This window comes from Streptomyces sp. WG7, assembly GCF_049975785.1.
In the GTDB taxonomy this organism is placed as follows: Bacteria; Actinomycetota; Actinomycetes; order Streptomycetales; family Streptomycetaceae; genus Streptomyces.
Window position 1 is genome coordinate 167,268 of sequence record NZ_JBNGGE010000013.1, and the last position, 15,044, is coordinate 182,311.

The 15,044-nt window shown below is 73.2% G+C and carries 16 protein-coding genes; 6 read left to right on the forward strand and 10 right to left on the reverse strand.

The genetic code is table 11. From position 1 onward, the window contains the following. Positions 1–30 precede the first annotated feature (30 nt). The 6 genes from ACP4J0_RS16580 to ACP4J0_RS16605 all read right to left on the reverse strand — a co-directional run bounded on the left by ACP4J0_RS16580 (position 31) and on the right by ACP4J0_RS16605 (position 5,186). Positions 31–696 (reverse strand): ABC transporter permease, encoded by a 666-nt coding sequence (locus ACP4J0_RS16580; RefSeq protein ID WP_426599440.1) that lies wholly within the window; start codon positions 694–696, stop codon positions 31–33. Continuing rightward, positions 693–1,397 (reverse strand): ABC transporter permease, encoded by a 705-nt coding sequence (locus ACP4J0_RS16585; protein WP_426599441.1) that lies wholly within the window; start codon positions 1,395–1,397, stop codon positions 693–695. Before ACP4J0_RS16585 ends, ACP4J0_RS16580 begins: the two co-directional genes overlap by 4 nt. Next, positions 1,394–2,545 (reverse strand): ABC transporter ATP-binding protein, encoded by a 1,152-nt coding sequence (locus tag ACP4J0_RS16590; RefSeq protein WP_426599442.1) that lies wholly within the window; start codon positions 2,543–2,545, stop codon positions 1,394–1,396. Before ACP4J0_RS16590 ends, ACP4J0_RS16585 begins: the two co-directional genes overlap by 4 nt. A 68-nt stretch (positions 2,546–2,613) precedes the next feature. After that, positions 2,614–3,375: an FAD:protein FMN transferase gene (locus ACP4J0_RS16595; protein WP_426599443.1), complete on the reverse strand. Its 762-nt coding sequence runs from the start codon at positions 3,373–3,375 to the stop codon at positions 2,614–2,616. Between the two features lies 1 nt (position 3,376). Next, on the reverse strand, positions 3,377–3,778 hold the full coding sequence (locus ACP4J0_RS16600) for an FMN-binding protein (protein WP_426599444.1): 402 nt from the start codon (positions 3,776–3,778) through the stop codon (positions 3,377–3,379). 58 nt (positions 3,779–3,836) lie between these two features. After that, positions 3,837–5,186, reverse strand: a complete 1,350-nt coding sequence (locus ACP4J0_RS16605; protein ID WP_426599445.1) for a ferredoxin reductase family protein — start codon at positions 5,184–5,186, stop codon at positions 3,837–3,839. 88 nt (positions 5,187–5,274) lie between these two features. Between ACP4J0_RS16605 and ACP4J0_RS16610 the strand changes: the two genes are divergently transcribed. Together ACP4J0_RS16610 and ACP4J0_RS16615 are read left to right on the forward strand one after the other, a co-directional pair. Continuing rightward, the gene (locus ACP4J0_RS16610; RefSeq protein WP_426599446.1) at positions 5,275–6,009 is read left to right on the forward strand and encodes a response regulator transcription factor; all 735 of its coding nucleotides are present in this window, start codon (positions 5,275–5,277) and stop codon (positions 6,007–6,009) included. Next, positions 6,006–7,442: a sensor histidine kinase gene (locus ACP4J0_RS16615; RefSeq protein ID WP_426599447.1), complete on the forward strand. Its 1,437-nt coding sequence runs from the start codon at positions 6,006–6,008 to the stop codon at positions 7,440–7,442. The genes ACP4J0_RS16610 and ACP4J0_RS16615 overlap by 4 nt, the downstream gene beginning before the upstream one ends. A 1-nt stretch (position 7,443) precedes the next feature. On the opposite strand, the gene msrB is transcribed toward ACP4J0_RS16615, so the two are convergent. The 4 genes from msrB to ACP4J0_RS16635 form a co-directional block, all read right to left on the reverse strand. Further along, positions 7,444–7,851: a peptide-methionine (R)-S-oxide reductase MsrB gene (gene msrB / locus ACP4J0_RS16620; protein ID WP_426525105.1), complete on the reverse strand. Its 408-nt coding sequence runs from the start codon at positions 7,849–7,851 to the stop codon at positions 7,444–7,446. A gap of 14 nt (positions 7,852–7,865) precedes the next feature. Beyond that, positions 7,866–9,263: a UDP-N-acetylmuramate--L-alanine ligase gene (gene murC, locus ACP4J0_RS16625; RefSeq protein ID WP_426599448.1), complete on the reverse strand. Its 1,398-nt coding sequence runs from the start codon at positions 9,261–9,263 to the stop codon at positions 7,866–7,868. An 85-nt stretch (positions 9,264–9,348) separates the two neighbouring features. Further along, on the reverse strand, positions 9,349–9,822 hold the full coding sequence (locus tag ACP4J0_RS16630) for an indole-3-glycerol phosphate synthase (protein WP_426525109.1): 474 nt from the start codon (positions 9,820–9,822) through the stop codon (positions 9,349–9,351). Positions 9,823–10,041: 219 nt separating this feature from the next. Beyond that, the gene (locus ACP4J0_RS16635; protein WP_426599449.1) at positions 10,042–10,836 is read right to left on the reverse strand and encodes a pyrimidine reductase family protein; all 795 of its coding nucleotides are present in this window, start codon (positions 10,834–10,836) and stop codon (positions 10,042–10,044) included. A 255-nt stretch (positions 10,837–11,091) separates the two neighbouring features. On the opposite strand from ACP4J0_RS16635, the gene zapE reads away from it, so the two are divergent. The 4 genes from zapE to ACP4J0_RS16655 all read left to right on the forward strand — a co-directional run bounded on the left by zapE (position 11,092) and on the right by ACP4J0_RS16655 (position 14,945). Beyond that, the gene (zapE, locus tag ACP4J0_RS16640; RefSeq protein WP_426599450.1) at positions 11,092–12,195 is read left to right on the forward strand and encodes a cell division protein ZapE; all 1,104 of its coding nucleotides are present in this window, start codon (positions 11,092–11,094) and stop codon (positions 12,193–12,195) included. A gap of 186 nt (positions 12,196–12,381) precedes the next feature. Continuing rightward, positions 12,382–12,783: a hypothetical protein gene (locus ACP4J0_RS16645; protein ID WP_426599451.1), complete on the forward strand. Its 402-nt coding sequence runs from the start codon at positions 12,382–12,384 to the stop codon at positions 12,781–12,783. Positions 12,784–12,861: 78 nt separating this feature from the next. Further along, on the forward strand, positions 12,862–13,443 hold the full coding sequence (locus ACP4J0_RS16650) for a carbonic anhydrase (RefSeq protein ID WP_426525117.1): 582 nt from the start codon (positions 12,862–12,864) through the stop codon (positions 13,441–13,443). 8 nt (positions 13,444–13,451) lie between these two features. Further along, positions 13,452–14,945 carry a SulP family inorganic anion transporter gene (locus ACP4J0_RS16655; protein ID WP_426599452.1) on the forward strand — a complete coding sequence of 498 codons (1,494 nt, stop codon included), beginning with the start codon at positions 13,452–13,454 and terminating at the stop codon, positions 14,943–14,945. Positions 14,946–15,044 lie beyond the last annotated feature (99 nt).

Consider the following 15,044-nt stretch of genomic DNA (forward strand, 5'->3'; position numbering starts at 1 on the left):
ACGGTTCTTTCATATACGTGTTCGAGTACGTCAGCGCCTGCGCACCCCCGGCGACACCGCCAGCCGCCCCGCCGCCCAGAACACCGCGAGCGTGACCAGTGCCAGCAGGGCCACCAGCGTGGCTCCGCCGACCACCTTCTCGTAGTCGCGCTGGTAGAGCCCGTCGATGATGTAGCGGCCGATCCCGCCGAGGCTGACGTACGCGGCGATGGTGGCCGTCGACACGACCTGGACGGCGGCCGAGCGCAGTCCGCTGAGCACCAGCGGGAGGGCGACGGGGAGTTCGACCCGGAAGAGGATGCCCGACTCGTGCATGCCCATGCCCCGCGCCGCGTCCACCGGGGCCGGGTCGACGGAGCGGACCGCCTCGTAGGTGGTCACCAGGATCGGCGGGATCGCCAGCACGACCAACGGGATCATCACCGGCAGCAGGCCGATGCCGACGACGACGGCGATGAGTACGAGAAGTCCGAAGCTGGGCAGGGCGCGGGCGGCGGTGGCGACGAAGGCGACGGCGTTGCCGCCGCGGCCGGTGTGCCCGGTCAGCAGGCCGACGGGCAGTCCGATCGCGGCGGCGATGCCGAGCGCCATCAGCGTGTACTGGACGTGCTCCAGCAGGCGCTGCGGGATGCCGTCGTAGCCGTGCCAGTGGGCGCTGTCGCTGAAGAAGGCGTTGACGAAGTGGAGCACGTTCACCGGGCGGCCGCCTCCTCGGGCTCGGGCCGCACGGCGGCCTGCTTCGGGCGGCGGCCGCTCTTGCCGCGCGGCATCCACGGCGTCAGCAGGTTGCGCACCAGGACGAGCGCCGCGTCGCAGAGGATCGCCAGTACGGCGGTGGTGAGGACGGAGTTGACGGCCAGCTCGGGCCGGCCGTACTTCTGGGCGTCCGCGAGCAGGTTGCCGAGCGCGCCCTGGTTGCCGATGAGGGCGCCGACGCTGACCAGGGAGATGCTGGCCGAGACGGCCACCCGGAGGCCGGCCAGGATGGCGGGCACGGCGATCGGCAACTGCACCTGGAGATAGCGCCGTACGGGTCCGAAGCCCATGGCCGTGGAGGCGGCCAGGGTCTCCTCGGGCACCGACCGCACGCCGTCGACGATGGCCGGGACGAGCACCACCAGGCTGTAGACGGCCAGCGGGATCATCACCGTGAGCTCGGTCTGGCCGGTGTAGTCGATGAGGACGACGAAGACCGCGAGCGACGGGATGGCGTAGAACACGGTGGTCACGCCGAGCACGGGCGGGTACAGCCAGCGGAACCGTACGCAGAGCTGGGCGACGGGCAGCGCCGCCAGCAGCCCGGCGAGGACGGGCAGCAGCGCCTCGCGCAGGTGCAGTCCGATCAGGCCGAAGTAGGTGTTGCCGAGGTCGCTCGGGATGTCGAAGAAGCCGTTCACGGGGCGACCTTGGCGACGTCGGCGGGTCCCGTCGTCCGGGCGCCGGCGGCCCGGTCCGCGCCGTGGGCGGTGCGGATCGCCTCGCCGATGCTCTGCTGGGAGACCACGCCCGTCACCCGCCCGTCGGCGTCCACGGCGACGGCCCAGCCGGTGGGCGAGAGGACGGCGCAGTCGAGGGCGGCCCGCAGGGAGTCGGCGCCGGGCACGAAGGGCCGCCCGTACGGCAGCAGCCGTTCGGCCGTGATGTCGCCGGCGGTCAGCTCCCGCGGCTCGGCCCAGCCCAGCGGGCGGCCCTCCGTGTCGGTCACCAGCAGGTAGGGGGCGTCGGGCGCGGCGAGCTGTTCGGCCGTGGCGTCCACGCGGACGACCGGGTCCGTCGTCGGTTCCAGGCCCGTGGAGGCGAAGAAGGACAGCCGCCGGATGCCGCGGTCGGCGCCGAGGAAGTCCTCGACGAAGTCGTCCGCCGGGTTCGACAGCAGCTCGGCGGGCGGCGCGAACTGGGCGAGCCGGCCGCCGGTGCGCATCACCGCGACCGTGCTGCCCAGTTTGACGGCCTCGTCGATGTCGTGGGTGACGAAGACGATGGTCTTGCCCAGCTCCTCCTGGATGCGCAGGAGTTCGTCCTGCAGTCCCTTGCGGACCACGGGGTCCACGGCGGAGAACGGCTCGTCCATGAGGAGCACCGGCGGGTCGGCGGCGAGCGCCCGGGCCACCCCGACGCGCTGCTGCTGGCCGCCGGAGAGCTGGTACGGGTACCGCTTGGCGAGGGAGGCGTCGAGACCCACGCGTTCCATCAGCTCGGCCGCCCGCTCGCGGGACCTGCGCCTGCCCCACCCGATCATGCGGGGCACGGTGGCGATGTTGTCGAGGATCGTCCGGTGCTGGAAGAGACCGGCGTTCTGGATGACGTACCCCATCGACCGGCGCAGTGTGGTGACCGGCTGCCGCTGGAGGTCCGTGCCGTCCAGGGAGATGGTGCCCTCGGTGGGCTCGACCATCCTGTTGATCATCCGCAGGGTCGTCGTCTTGCCGCAGCCCGAAGGTCCGACGAGGACCGTGATCGAGCGGTCGGGGATCTCCAACGACAGCCGGTCGACCGCCACGGTGCCGTCCGGGTACCGCTTGGTGACTGAGTCCATCCGTATCAAAACGCCGAATACCCTTCGGGTGGGCGGGAAGTTCTGGCCAGGTCGCTACGGTTCGTTGCCGGGAGAGTCTAGACGTCCGGTGTCACGGAACCGTGGTGGCCGTGCGGGCCCTTCCCGGGGGCGGCGGGCAGTCCCGCCGTGCGCAGCACCCGGCGCTCCGCGTCCACGGCGAACACCTCGCAGCCCTCGCGCGCCGCGGCCCAGGCGACGCCCTCGGCGCCCATCGCGAACGCCGCCGTGGCGGCCGTGTCCGCCTCGGTGAGGGTCGGCGCCACGACGGTGACGCTGAGCAGGCCGGTCGCCGGACGCCCGGTGCGCCCGTCGACGATGTGGTCGCCGCGTTCGTAGCGCGCGGAGGTCGCGACCGCCCCGTCGGTGACCTCCAGGACGGTGCACAGCCGGCCGGCGTCCTCGGGGTGCCGTACGCCCACCCGCCAGGGCCCGCCCGCCGCGACCACGTCGCCCCCGGCGTTGAGGCAGAAGCGACGCGCGCCGGACGCGCGCAGCAGCCCGGCCGCCCGCTGCACCGACCAGCCCTTCACCACCGCGCAGGGGTCGAGGCCCCGCCCCGGCAGCCGGACGTCGAAGGCACCGCCGGTCGCGACCCGGTACTCCTCGCACAGGTCGAGCACCTCCCCCAACTCGGCGCTGACCCGCGCCACTTCACCCCGGCCCAGCCGGGACACCTCGCTGTCGGGCCGGAACGGGCTGAAGCGCGCGTCGGCTTCGCGCAGCCACGCGAAGACGGCGTCCGCGGCCTCCGCGGGCACGTCCGGGTCGTCGACCCGCAGGGAGACCGGGAAGCCCATGACGTGTTCGACGCGCCGCACGTCAGGCGCCGTGGGCGTCGATGGCGGCCTGGAGGGACTCCCGGTAGCCGTCACTGGTGACCGTGGCGCCGGAGACGGTGTCGACGTCGGCGCTCTGCCTTTCGAGCGTCTCCTCGACCAGCCGGGGGACGGCGGCCGCGGTCTGCGGGTGGTCGGGCTGCTGGAGCAGGCGTACGGCGGTGATCCTCCGGTCCCGGAAGGTCACCTCGACCTGTACGGGGCCCTTGTCGGTGTCGACGGTGGTGCCGGCGACGACGGTGGAACCGGCGGCCGGCGCGGACGGCGCCACGGACGGGACGGAGGGGGCGGGTGCGGAGGCCGCCGTCCCGTGGGACGGGGCGTAGCGCCAGACCGGGATCAGGCCGGCGATGCTCAGGACCAGGACGGGCAGTGCGCGCTTCACGGTGCGGGGGTTCCTCTCGTACGACCGGGCTTGTCGGGCCGGGCTTGTCGGGCCGGGCTCATCCGGCCAGGCTGAAGCGTTCGGCGTGTATCTGCGGTCCGGGTACGCCCAGTTCGCGCAGGGTGCGGAGCAGCGCCGTGGTCATGCCGGGCGGCCCGCAGACGTAGACGTCCCGTTCGGCGACGTCGGGGACGAGCGCGGCGAGATCGCGCGGGCCCAGTCGGTCGGGGACGGCCGGTCCGGTGACCAGGTGGAGTTCGGCGCCCTTGGCGTGGGCGAGGTCGCGCAGCTCGGCGTAGAGGACGGCGTCGCGGTCGGTGGCGACGCGGTAGACGAGCACCGCGTGCCCGTGCAGCTCTTCCAGCAGGGCCCGGATCGGGGTGACGCCGACGCCGCCGGCGATCAGCAGGGTGTCCGGGCGGGTGCGGTGCAGGGCGGTGAAGGCACCGTAGGGGCCCTCGGCGAAGACGCGGGTGCCGGGCTCGAGGTGGCGCAGGGCGGCGGTGCCGTCGCCCGCGGTCTTGACGGTGAGGCGGAGCTGCCTGCCGTCGGGCGCCATGGACAGCGAGAAGGGATTGGCCTGCCACCAGCGGTCGCGGGTCAGGAACCGCCACAGGAAGAACTGGCCGGCCCGCGCGGGCAGCCGGTCGAGGTCGCGGCCGCTCAGGTACACGGAGACGACGTGGTCGTTCTCCGGGACGACGGCGGTGACGCGCAGCCGGTGCCGCAGGTTGCGCCGCAGCGGCAGCACGACGCGGCCCAGCAGGACCGCGCCGAGGGCCGCGCCCCACATCCCGTACCAGTACGTCTTCGCGGCGGGCGAGGAGGTGAAGGACGTACCGACGGCGACCTGGTGGGTGAAGGCCAGCACCACCGCGACATACGTGTACAGGTGGACGAAGTGCCAGGTCTCGTACGCCATCCTGCGCCGGGCGGCGCGCGCCGAGACGGCGCCCACGGCGACGAGGACCGCCAGGGCGACGAGCGCGCGCAGCACGCCCTCGACGGTCTCGGCGAGGGCGACGAGCTGGTTCAGCGGGTCCGTGCCGGACGGCTGGGCGTACCCGAAGGTGATGAAGGTGACGTGGGCGAGGAGCGTCCACAGGACGGCGAACCCGGTCCAGCGGTGCCAGGAGGTCAGCCGGTCCATGCCGATGCGCCGGTCGAACCAGGGCAGCCGGGCCACCAGGACCAGTTGGAAGGCCATGAGCAGGGCGCCGTAGAGGCCGGTGAGGCGGCCGAGGACGACGAGGGTGTTGGAGGCGAAGCCCGCCTGGGCGAACAGGACGGCCACGACGGCCGCGTTGGCGGCCAGGATCGCGTACAGACCGGTACGGGCCACCGCCTTGGGGCGGAGGGCCGGTGCGGAGGGCGGCTGACGGTGGGGGGCGCTCGGGACTGTGGTCACGGCACCGAGCTTCGCCCGTCCGACCTGTCGTTTCCCTGTCGGTCGTCTTTCAGGTGCTTATCGATCTCGGTACGGCGGTCACCGCGGTATGGGGTGCGGGCGGCCGGTGGCGCAGTATGAGCGGGTGGAAAAAGTACGACTCCTCGTGGTGGACGACGACCCGCCCATCGCCGATCTCGTGGCCACGGTCGCCCGCTACGAGGGCTGGGAGGCGGTCACCGCCAACTCCGGCGAGCAGGCGCTGCGGCTGGCCGCCGGGTTCCGGCCGGACATCGTGGTGCTCGACCTGATGCTGCCGGACGTCGACGGCTTCGGCGTCCTGGACCGGCTGCGCCGCTCGGGGACGATGGTGCCGGTGGTGTTCCTCACCGCGCGCGACGGGGTGGCCGACCGGGTGGCGGGGCTGACCCGGGGCGGTGACGACTACCTGGTCAAGCCGTTCGCGGTGGAGGAGCTGATGGCGCGGCTGCGGACCGTGCTGCGGCGCAGCGCCGGGCCCGGCTTCCAGCGGTCGGTGCTGCGGGTGGCGGACCTGACGATGGACGAGGACACCCGCGAGGTGCGCCGGGGCGAGCGGCGGGTGTCGCTGACGCCGACCGAGTACGAGGTGCTGCGCTATCTGATGCGCAAGTCACCGACCGTGCTGACCAAGGCGCAGATCCTCGACCACGTGTGGGAGTACGGCTTCGGCGGCCGGTCCAACGTCGTGGAGCTGGTGGTCAGCCGGCTGCGCCGCAAGCTGGACGACGCGGACGACGCCGCCGAGCCGCTGATCCGGACGGTGCGGGGCTTCGGGTACGCGATCCGGCAGGCGGCGCGGTGATACGGCGGTGGTGGCGCGCCTACCGCGGGCTGCGGCTCGGGACCCGGCTGGCGCTGGGCCTGGGAGTGCTGTCGCTGGCGGTGTTCGCCGTGGTCGGGACCGTGCTGACCGCGTACATGCGGGACTACCTGGAGCGGCAGCTCGCCGACCAGATGAAGCTGGTGCAGGTCGTGCAGTCCAAGGACGCGGCGGCGCACGGCACGGTCCGGCGCAAGCCGTACTACGGCTGGTACACCGCCGTGTACGACGTCTCCGACGGCTCGGCGGACCTGCGCACGCCCGCCGAGGTGCCGGCGGACAGCCGCGCGTTCACCGCCCTCGCGCGGACGATGGCCCGCTCGGGCGAGGACCTCACCCGCACCGTGCGGATCGGCGGGCACGGCCCCTATCTGCTGCGGGCCTGCGAGGTCGAACCCGGGGTGGTCCTGGTCAGTGCCGCGCCCATGGGGGACGTCGAGGACACCGTGGAGCAGCTGATCACGGTGCAGGTCGTCGCCTTCGGTCTCGCACTGCTGGCGCTGGTCGTGTTCGGGCGGCGGATGCTGCGGCGCGGGCTGAAGCCGCTGAGCGACATGGCGAGCACCGCGCACGGCATCGCCTCGCACGACCTGACCGAGTCGGCCGCCCGGCTGCCGCTGCGCGTGGACGGACGGGACGGCGGCCAGGAGGTGGCGGAGCTGCGGACCGCGTTCAACACCATGCTGGAGCACATCGACGACTCGCTGGCGGTGCGCGCCGAGGCCGAGCAGCGGCTGCGCCGGTTCGTCGCGGACGCCTCGCACGAACTGCGCACCCCGCTGATGTCGGTGCGGGGCTACGCCGACCTGTTCCAGTACGCGGCGGCCAACGCGCCCGGGGAACGGGAGCGGCACCTGGCCCGGCTGCGCGCCGAGGCGGCCCGGATGGGTGTTCTCCTGGACGACCTGCTGCTGCTCGCCCGGCTCGACGCGGCGGAGGTGGAGGCGCCGCTGCGGTGGGAGGACGCGGATCTGACGGAGCTGGTACGGCAGGCGGGCGACGCCTTCCGCGCCGGTCACCCGGAGCACCCGCTGACGGTGACGCCCGGGCCGGCGGCGGTGAGGCTGCGCCTGGACCCGCAGCGGATCCGGCAGGTGCTCGACAACCTGCTCACCAACGCCGCCGTGCACACCCCGCCGGGCACGAAGGTCGCGGTGGCCGTGTCCGTGACGGCCGACGCGGCCCGGGTGACGGTCGCCGACACCGGGCCGGGCATCCCGGCCGCCGACCGGGAGCGGATCTTCGACCGTTTCTACCGCGTCGACAGGGCCCGCAGCCGCGACCGCGGCGGCAGCGGGCTGGGCCTCGCCGTCGCCGGCTCGCTGGTGCGGGCGCACGGCGGCACCATCGACCTGGGCGACGAACCGGGCACGACGGTCTTCACCGTGACGCTCCCGGCCGCCGCCGCCCGCTGACTCAGCTCTCCGCGGGCGCGAGCCGCAGCGCGATGCTGTTGATGCAGTACCGCTGGTCGGTCGGGGTCGGATACCCCTCACCCTCGAACACGTGCCCGAGATGGGACCCGCACCGGGCGCACCGCACCTCGGTGCGCACCATTCCGTGGGACCGGTCCTCGATCAGCTCGACCGCGTCGGTGTCCTTGGGGTCGAAGAAGGACGGCCAGCCGCAGTGGGAGGCGAACTTCGTCTCCGAGGTGAACAGGTCGGCACCGCAGGCGCGGCAGGAGTAGACGCCCTCGGTCTTGGTGTCGGTGTACTCACCCGTGAAGGCGGGCTCCGTCGCGGCCTGGCGCAGGACCGCGTACTCGGCCGGTGCCAGCTCCGCGCGCCACTGCTCGTCCGGCTTCTCGACGTCGTACGACATGAGTCCTCAGCCCCTTACTTCGCCTTGCTCGACAGCTCGTCCAGGATGCGCGGTCCGAGGTCGGTGACGTCGCCCGCGCCCATGGTGAGAACGAGATCACCGGCCTTCGCCATTCCCGCGACCACCGCGGGCGCCGCGTCCTTGTCGTGGACCGGCGTGACGTCCGCGCCCGCGGCCCGGGCCGCCTCGATGATCAGGCCGCTGGTGATGCCGGGGATCGGGTCCTCGCGGGCCGGGTAGATGTCGAGGACGACCGACGCGTCCGCCAGGGACAGGGCCTGGCCCATCTCCTTGCCCAGCTCCTGGGTGCGCGAGAAGAGGTGCGGCTGGAAGAGGACGAGGATGCGGGCGTCGCCGACCGCGGCGCGCATGGCCTCCAGGTCCGCCGTCATCTCGGTGGGGTGGTGCGCGTAGGAGTCGACGACCTGGACACCGGCCGCCTCGCCCTTGAGCTGGAGGCGCCGCTTGACGCCGGTGTAGGCGGCCAGGGCGGGGGCCAGCTCGGCGGCGGGGATGCCGAGTGCCGCGCCCGCGGCGAGGGCGGCGACCGCGTTGTGGGCGTAGTGGCGGCCGGGGACGGAGACGGCGAAGGTCAGCTCGGTGCCGTCCATGACGACGGTGACCTCGCTCTTCAGGCCCTGCGGGACGACCGACAGGATCCGTACGTCGGCGTCCTCCGACTCCCCGTACGTCACCGTCCGCACCGACCCGGCCAGCCGCCGCGTCAGCTCCCGGGCGCCGTCCTGGTCGGCGGCGATCACCAGGGTGCCGCCGGGGACGATCTTCCCGGCGAAGGTCTCGAACGACTCGTAGATCTCGTCCATGGACGCGTAGTTGGCGTGGTGGTCGAGCTCGACGTTGAGGACGATGGCGACCTCGGGCGCGTACTTGTGGAAGCTGCGGTCGCTTTCGTCCGCCTCGGCGACGAAGATCTCGCCGTCGCCGTGCAGGGCGTTGGAGCCGGGCGCGTCCAGGTCGCCGCCGATCGCGTACGACGGGTTCAGGCCCAGCTCGGACAGGGAGACCGCCAGCATGGAGGTGGTGGTGGTCTTGCCGTGCGTGCCGGCGACCGCGATCGGGCGCAGGCCGTTCATCAGGGCGGCGAGGGCGTCGGAACGGTGCACGACCGGGATGCCGCGTTCGGCCGCGCGGGCCAGCTCCGGGTTGTCCGCGCGGATCGCCGAGGACACGACCACGCAGCTCGCGTCGTCGGCGAGGTGCTCCGCCGCGTGCCCGATGTGCACGGTGGCGCCGAGTGCGCGCAGGGCGTCGGCGGTCGCGGACTCCTTGGCGTCGCTGCCCGCCACCGCGGCACCGCGCTGGGCGAGGATCTTGGCGATGCCCGACATTCCGGCGCCGCCGATGCCGATGAAGTGCGGTCGGTCCATGGCGGTAGGAAGGCCGGGTGCCATGCGCTGTTCTCCCCAGAGGTGCGACGGGTGTACGAGAGGTGATGTGCCGGTGGGCGCGCCCCCGGCGCGGGAGCGCGGCCCCAGCCTATGCCTTGCTGTGGGAGAAGAGTTTCAGGACCGGTACGCCGACCTTGTGCCGGGCCCGCGAGGCCCAGTCCCGGTGGAAGAACTCCTCCACGTAGTGCGGATCGGTCAGGACGATCACCTCGTCGGCGCCGGCCTCCAGGACCAGGGACTTGAGCTCGTCCAGCGGGTGGTCCTCGATCAGGCGGCCCTCGGCCTCGGCACCGGACGCGCGCAGGGCGGTGAGGGACACCTCCAGTGCCCGCTGCCCGACGCTCAGCGCCTCCTCACCCTCCGGTGTCTCGCCCTCCCGCACGGCGTCGTCGAGCTCGCCGAGCGCGACGTCGTCGATGGCCCGCAGCAGCCGGTCCGCCTGATCGCCGCGCGGCTGGAGCAGCACGTGGAAGGCGACCGGCTCCTCCCCGTGCAAAGTGGTGACGAACTCCACGTCGGCGGACGTCAGGGCCTTCTCGATCATCAAAACGCTTGTGAACACCAGGCGCCCCTTCTCCTTGGCGGGCCCGTGGGCCCACCCTCCGTAGGCCGTACCGGACCCCGCGGAAACCATCCTGCCCCGTGATCGCACGGGTACTGCCGGTTTCAGTGTGCCCGGAACAGACCAATCGGAACGGTAGATTCCGCCTATTCCCCCGGTCACGCCGCTCCCTCGGTCACGCCGGCCCCTGCTGTATCAGTCACGCCGGTACCGGCTGCATCAGTCGCGCAGGTACCGGCTGAAGAGGAAACCCTCCTCCTCCAGCAGGGACGCCAGGGCGAACCGCCGCGGAACCTCGACCGAGGGCCCGCCCGCGATCCGCTGCGCGTCACCCGCGGTGAGCATCGGCGAGACGGTCAGGCACAGCTCGTCGAGCACGCCGGCCGTGACGAACTGGCCCAGCAGCCGCGGACCGCCCTCGGTCAGCAGCCGGGTGTGGCCGAGCCCGACGAGCGCGTCGACGGCACGCGCGGGGTCCACGCCGACGCCGTCACCGGCGATCACCACCCGGGCGCCGGCCCGCTCGGCGGCCGCGATCCGGTCCGGGGCCGCGGCCGCGCCGGTCAGGACCAGGGTGGGCACCGTGGGCGAGGTGAACAGCGGCAGGGAGAAGTCCAGCTCCAGACTCGCGCTGACCACCGCGATCGCCGGCGCGGGGCTCTGCCCGGCCGCCCGCCGCAGCTCGGCGAACTCCGCGCGCGAGCGCGCCGGGCGGTACCCCTCCTGGCGTACGGTCTCGGCGCCGGCGACCACCACGTCCGCCAGGGCGCGCAGGGTGCCGAAGACGCGCATGTCCGCCGCGCTGGAGATGGGCTGGGACCGGCCGTCGTGCTGGGCGGCCCCGTCGAGGGTGGAGACCATGTTCGCCCGCAGCCACGCCCCCGGCCGCCCGTCCGGCTCGGGGTAGGCGTAGGCGGCGGCCAGCTCGGCGAGGCTCCACTCCCGGTCGGCCCCGTCGGCGCCCGGGCCGGCTGTCTGATCGGTCACAGGGGTCACAGGGAACAGGCGTCGCATGCGGTGCAGTGTTCCACGTGTCCGAGACCCCAACCGCGCGGCCGGTCGCCCGCTCGCGTGACCGCGGGCGACCGCGCCCGTCCCGTGCCCGGACAGCCGGGGACGTATCCCCGGGGGGCGTCACGGGCGGGCGCGGCGGCCGCCCGGGACGCCGGGGCGCGCACCCCACCCCGCCCCGCAACCGGGACCGCGCCGGTCCCGTACACGCCCGTACACCGACGGGCCCTCCTCGAACAGCCTCTACCATGGACCACCGTGTCGCCCTCCTCCCCTGCCTCCGGCCCCACCCCGATAGCCGGGACGGCCCCGCTGTCCCTGTGCGCCCGTGAGCCGCGCGTCCCCGCGGACCGCCTGGTCGCCGAGATGGTGCCCCCGCCCCGCTTCGACTCGGTCCGCTTCAGCACGTACATCCCGGACCCGAACCAGCCCAGCCAGAGCGAGGCCGTACGGGTCCTGGAGGACTTCGCGACCGGGCTGGACGGGGCCCCCGCCGCCACCGGCAGACGCGGCTTCCTCGGTCTCGGCCGGAGCAGGACCCCGAAGCCCCCCGCCGGCCCCCGCGGCGTCTACCTCGACGGCGGCTACGGCGTCGGCAAGACCCACCTGCTGGCCTCCCTGTGGCACGCCACCCCCGCCGAGCCCTCCCGCAAGGCGTTCGGCACCTTCGTGGAGCTGACCAACCTCGTCGGCGCCCTCGGCTTCCAGCAGACCGTGCAGACCCTCTCCGGACACCGTCTCCTGTGCATCGACGAGTTCGAGCTCGACGACCCGGGTGACACCGTCCTCGTCTCCAGCCTGCTCGCCCGGCTCGTCGAGGCGGGCGTGGCACTCGCCGCCACCTCGAACACGCTGCCGGGCAAGCTCGGCGAGGGACGCTTCGCGGCGGCCGACTTCCTGCGCGAGATCCAGGGCCTGTCCGCCCACTTCCGCGCCCTGCGCATCGACGGCGAGGACTACCGCCACCGCGGCCTGCCCGAAGCACCGGCGCCGTACTCCGACGAACAGGTGACCCGCGCGGCGCAGGCCACCGAGGGCGCCTCCCTGGACGGCTTCCCCGCGCTCCTCGAGCACCTCGCCCGCGTCCACCCCAGCCGCTACGGCGCCCTGACCGACGGTGTCGCGGCCGTGTGCCTCACCGGGGTGCGCCCGGTGCCGGACCAGTCGACGGCGCTGCGCCTCGTGGTGCTCGCGGACCGGCTCTACGACCGTGAGGTGCCCGTCCTGGCCTCCGGGCTCCCGTTCGACCGGCTCTTCAGCGAGGAGATGCTGAAGGGCGGGTACCGCAAGAAGTACTTCCGGGCGATCTCCCGGCTCACCGCGCTGGCCCGGGACGCGGCACGGCTCGTCGACGCGCCCTGAGAAGAGCCTGTTCCCGCCAACCCAGCACGATTTTCAGGCTCTCTTCAGCTCGTAACGCTACGTTAACCCTGCAAAGCTCTTTGCAGGGTTAACGTGTTTCTTGACCGCGCATTGACCTTGCGTTGACCTTTCGTTGACCACGTGTCGGCGCACGCGCACGGCGTGAACTGCCTGGAGGGGGGGCACATGTTACGAGGCACGACGGCCCGGACCATGGTTCCGCTCCTCGCCGCCGTCCTGATCGCCCTGATGGTCTTCGCACCCAGCACACCCTTCACAGCCGCGCACACAAGTCGTGAGGCCGTGGCCAACGCCGATCCCGGAACCATCCTCTCCGGCACGGCGCCGCACGACGAGACCGTCACCTGCCACGAGGCCGGCCGGTCCGGGGAACCGACCAGTTCCCCCCGCGTCCGCGACCGGCACCGCACCCCCACCTCGCCCCAGCCCGACGCTCCCGAGCGCCCGTACCTGCGCCAGCGCGGTACGGCGGCACCCGAACCCGCCACACCCGGCCGGGCGACCGGGCACAGGGCGAGATCCGCGCCGGACCACTCCCCGGCGGCACTCCAGGTCTTCCGCTGCTGAGGGCCGGCAGTACATCCCCCACCTCTGTCCTGCCCATCCGACGCGCCCCCACTGCGCGCCAGGAGGAATCACCCCATCATGCAGCCCCTCATCGACAACGCCCGCACGTTCGGACAGCGCCCTGAGGAGTTCGCCGGGCTCGCCGAAGGCCAGTCGCCCGAAGTCCTGTTCATCACCTGCTCCGACTCCCGGGTCGTACCGGCCCTGATCACCGGCGCCCGGCCCGGCCAGCTCTTCGAGCTGCGCACCGCGGGCAACATCGTCCCACCCCACGGCTCCGAGCGCCCCTCCGGCGAGGCCGCCACCATCGAGTACGCGGTGGAAGTACTCGGCGTCACCGACATCGTGGTCTGCGGCCACTCGCACTGCGGCGCCGTCGGCGCGCTGGTGCGCGGCGACGACCTGACCGCCGTACCCGCCGTGCGCGACTGGCTGGCGCATGCCGCGGACGAACCGAAACCGTGCGACCCCGCCGACCCGACGGTCGCCGAGGCCGTGCAGCACCACGTCCTGGCCCAGTTGCTGCGGCTGCGCTCCTACCCGTGTGTCGAGCGTCGGCTGACGGACGGCCGGCTGCGGATGCACGGCTGGTACTACGAGGTCCACACCGGGGTCGTACGCGAACACCACGCGGACACCGACACGTTCGAGACCCTGTGAGCGCCGGCATGAACGCCATATCCGAGAAGACCCGGAAGTTCCCCCATCTGCGGCAGGACTTCACCGCCTCGCTCGTCGTGTTCCTGGTCGCCCTCCCACTGTGCGTGGGCGTCGCCGTCGCCTCCGGTGTACCGGCCGAACTGGGCCTCGTCACCGGCATCGTGGGCGGCCTCGTCACCGGACTCCTCCCGGGCAGCAGTCTGCAGGTGTCCGGCCCGGCCGCCGGCCTGACCGTGCTGGTCTTCGGCGCCGTCGACGAGTACGGGCTGCCCGCGCTCGGCGTGATCGTGCTGGCCGCCGGTCTGATCCAGCTCGCGATGGGCGCCCTGAAGCTGGGGCGCTGGTTCCGGGCGATCTCCCTGTCGGTCGTCGAGGGCATGCTCGCCGGTATCGGCCTCGTGCTCATCGCCGGCCAGCTGTACTCGGCGGCCGGGCTGGAGGCGCCCGCCTCCGGCCTCGACAAACTCACCGGACTGCCCGGGGCCGCCGCCGACGCGCTGGGCAGCACCGAGGCCCTCACCTCGCTCGCCCTCGGCGCCGGCACCATCGCGGTGATGGTGCTCTGGAAGCGGCTGCCGGAGCGGGTGCGGACCGTGCCGGGCGCGCTGGCCGCGGTCGGACTGGCCACGGCGGTCACCGCGGCGTTCGGCCTGTCGGTCGCGACGGTCGAGGTGAACGGTCTGCTGGACTCGATCCAGCCGCCCGGCGCCGACGCCTTCGGCGAGCTGGCGAGCGTGGGCCTCCTCGGCACGATCGTCGCCTTCACCCTGATCGCCTCGGCGGAGAGCCTGTTCAGCGCCGCCGCGGTGGACCGGCTGCACGACGGCCCGCGCACCGAGTACAACAAGGAGCTGATGGCGCAGGGCGCGGGCAACACCGTGTGCGGCATGCTCGGCGCGCTGCCGATGACCGCGGTCATCGTGCGCAGTTCCGCCAACGTCGGCGCCGGCGCGCGGACCAAGGCGAGCCGGGTGCTGCACGGTGTGTGGCTGCTGCTGTTCGCCGCGCTGCTGCCGTCCACGCTGTCGCTGATCCCGCTGCCCGCGCTGGCCGGCATCCTGGTCCACGCGGGCTGGAAGCTGATCCCGTTCCGCGGCATCGTGTCGCTGTGGCGCGGGCACCGGGGCGAGGCGCTGATCCTGGTGGTGACGGCCGTGTCGATCGTCGCGGTGAACATGTTCGAGGGCGTGCTGATCGGTCTGGCCCTGTCCGTGGTCAAGACCGCCTGGGAGGCCTCCCACCTCAGGACGGAGGTCGTCGACAAGGGCGCCGGCCCCATCCAGGTGCACCTCACGGGCAACGCGACCTTCCTGCGGCTGCCGAAGCTGCTGGAGAGCCTGGAGGCGCTGCCGCAGGACCGCCCCGTCGAGCTGGACCTGTCTGGGCTGCATCACCTGGACCACGCCTGCCGCACCGCGCTGGAGAACTGGGCCGAGCGGCACAGCGCCACCGGCACGGACCCGGTGAAGGTCACCGAACCGGCGACGGCGGCCGCCGTGTAGTCCCACCGGCGCGGGGGGGGGGGCGCGGGGGGGGCCCCCCCCCCGGGGGGGGGCCCCCGCCCCCGGGCGGGGCCCGCCCCCCCCCCCGCGCGCACGGGG

Bases quoted from the DNA above. Each gene is read 5' to 3' on its own strand.
- ACP4J0_RS16610 (WP_426599446.1), top strand. From the start codon at position 5,275: ATGGGGTGCGGGCGGCCGGTGGCGCAGTATGAGCGGGTGGAAAAAGTA.
- msrB (WP_426525105.1), bottom strand. From the start codon at position 7,851: ATGTCGTACGACGTCGAGAAGCCGGACGAGCAGTGGCGCGCGGAGCTG.
- murC (WP_426599448.1), bottom strand. From the start codon at position 9,263: ATGGCACCCGGCCTTCCTACCGCCATGGACCGACCGCACTTCATCGGC.
- ACP4J0_RS16635 (WP_426599449.1), bottom strand. From the start codon at position 10,836: ATGCGACGCCTGTTCCCTGTGACCCCTGTGACCGATCAGACAGCCGGC.
- ACP4J0_RS16645 (WP_426599451.1), top strand. From the start codon at position 12,382: ATGTTACGAGGCACGACGGCCCGGACCATGGTTCCGCTCCTCGCCGCC.
- ACP4J0_RS16650 (WP_426525117.1), top strand. From the start codon at position 12,862: ATGCAGCCCCTCATCGACAACGCCCGCACGTTCGGACAGCGCCCTGAG.
- ACP4J0_RS16655 (WP_426599452.1), top strand. From the start codon at position 13,452: ATGAACGCCATATCCGAGAAGACCCGGAAGTTCCCCCATCTGCGGCAG.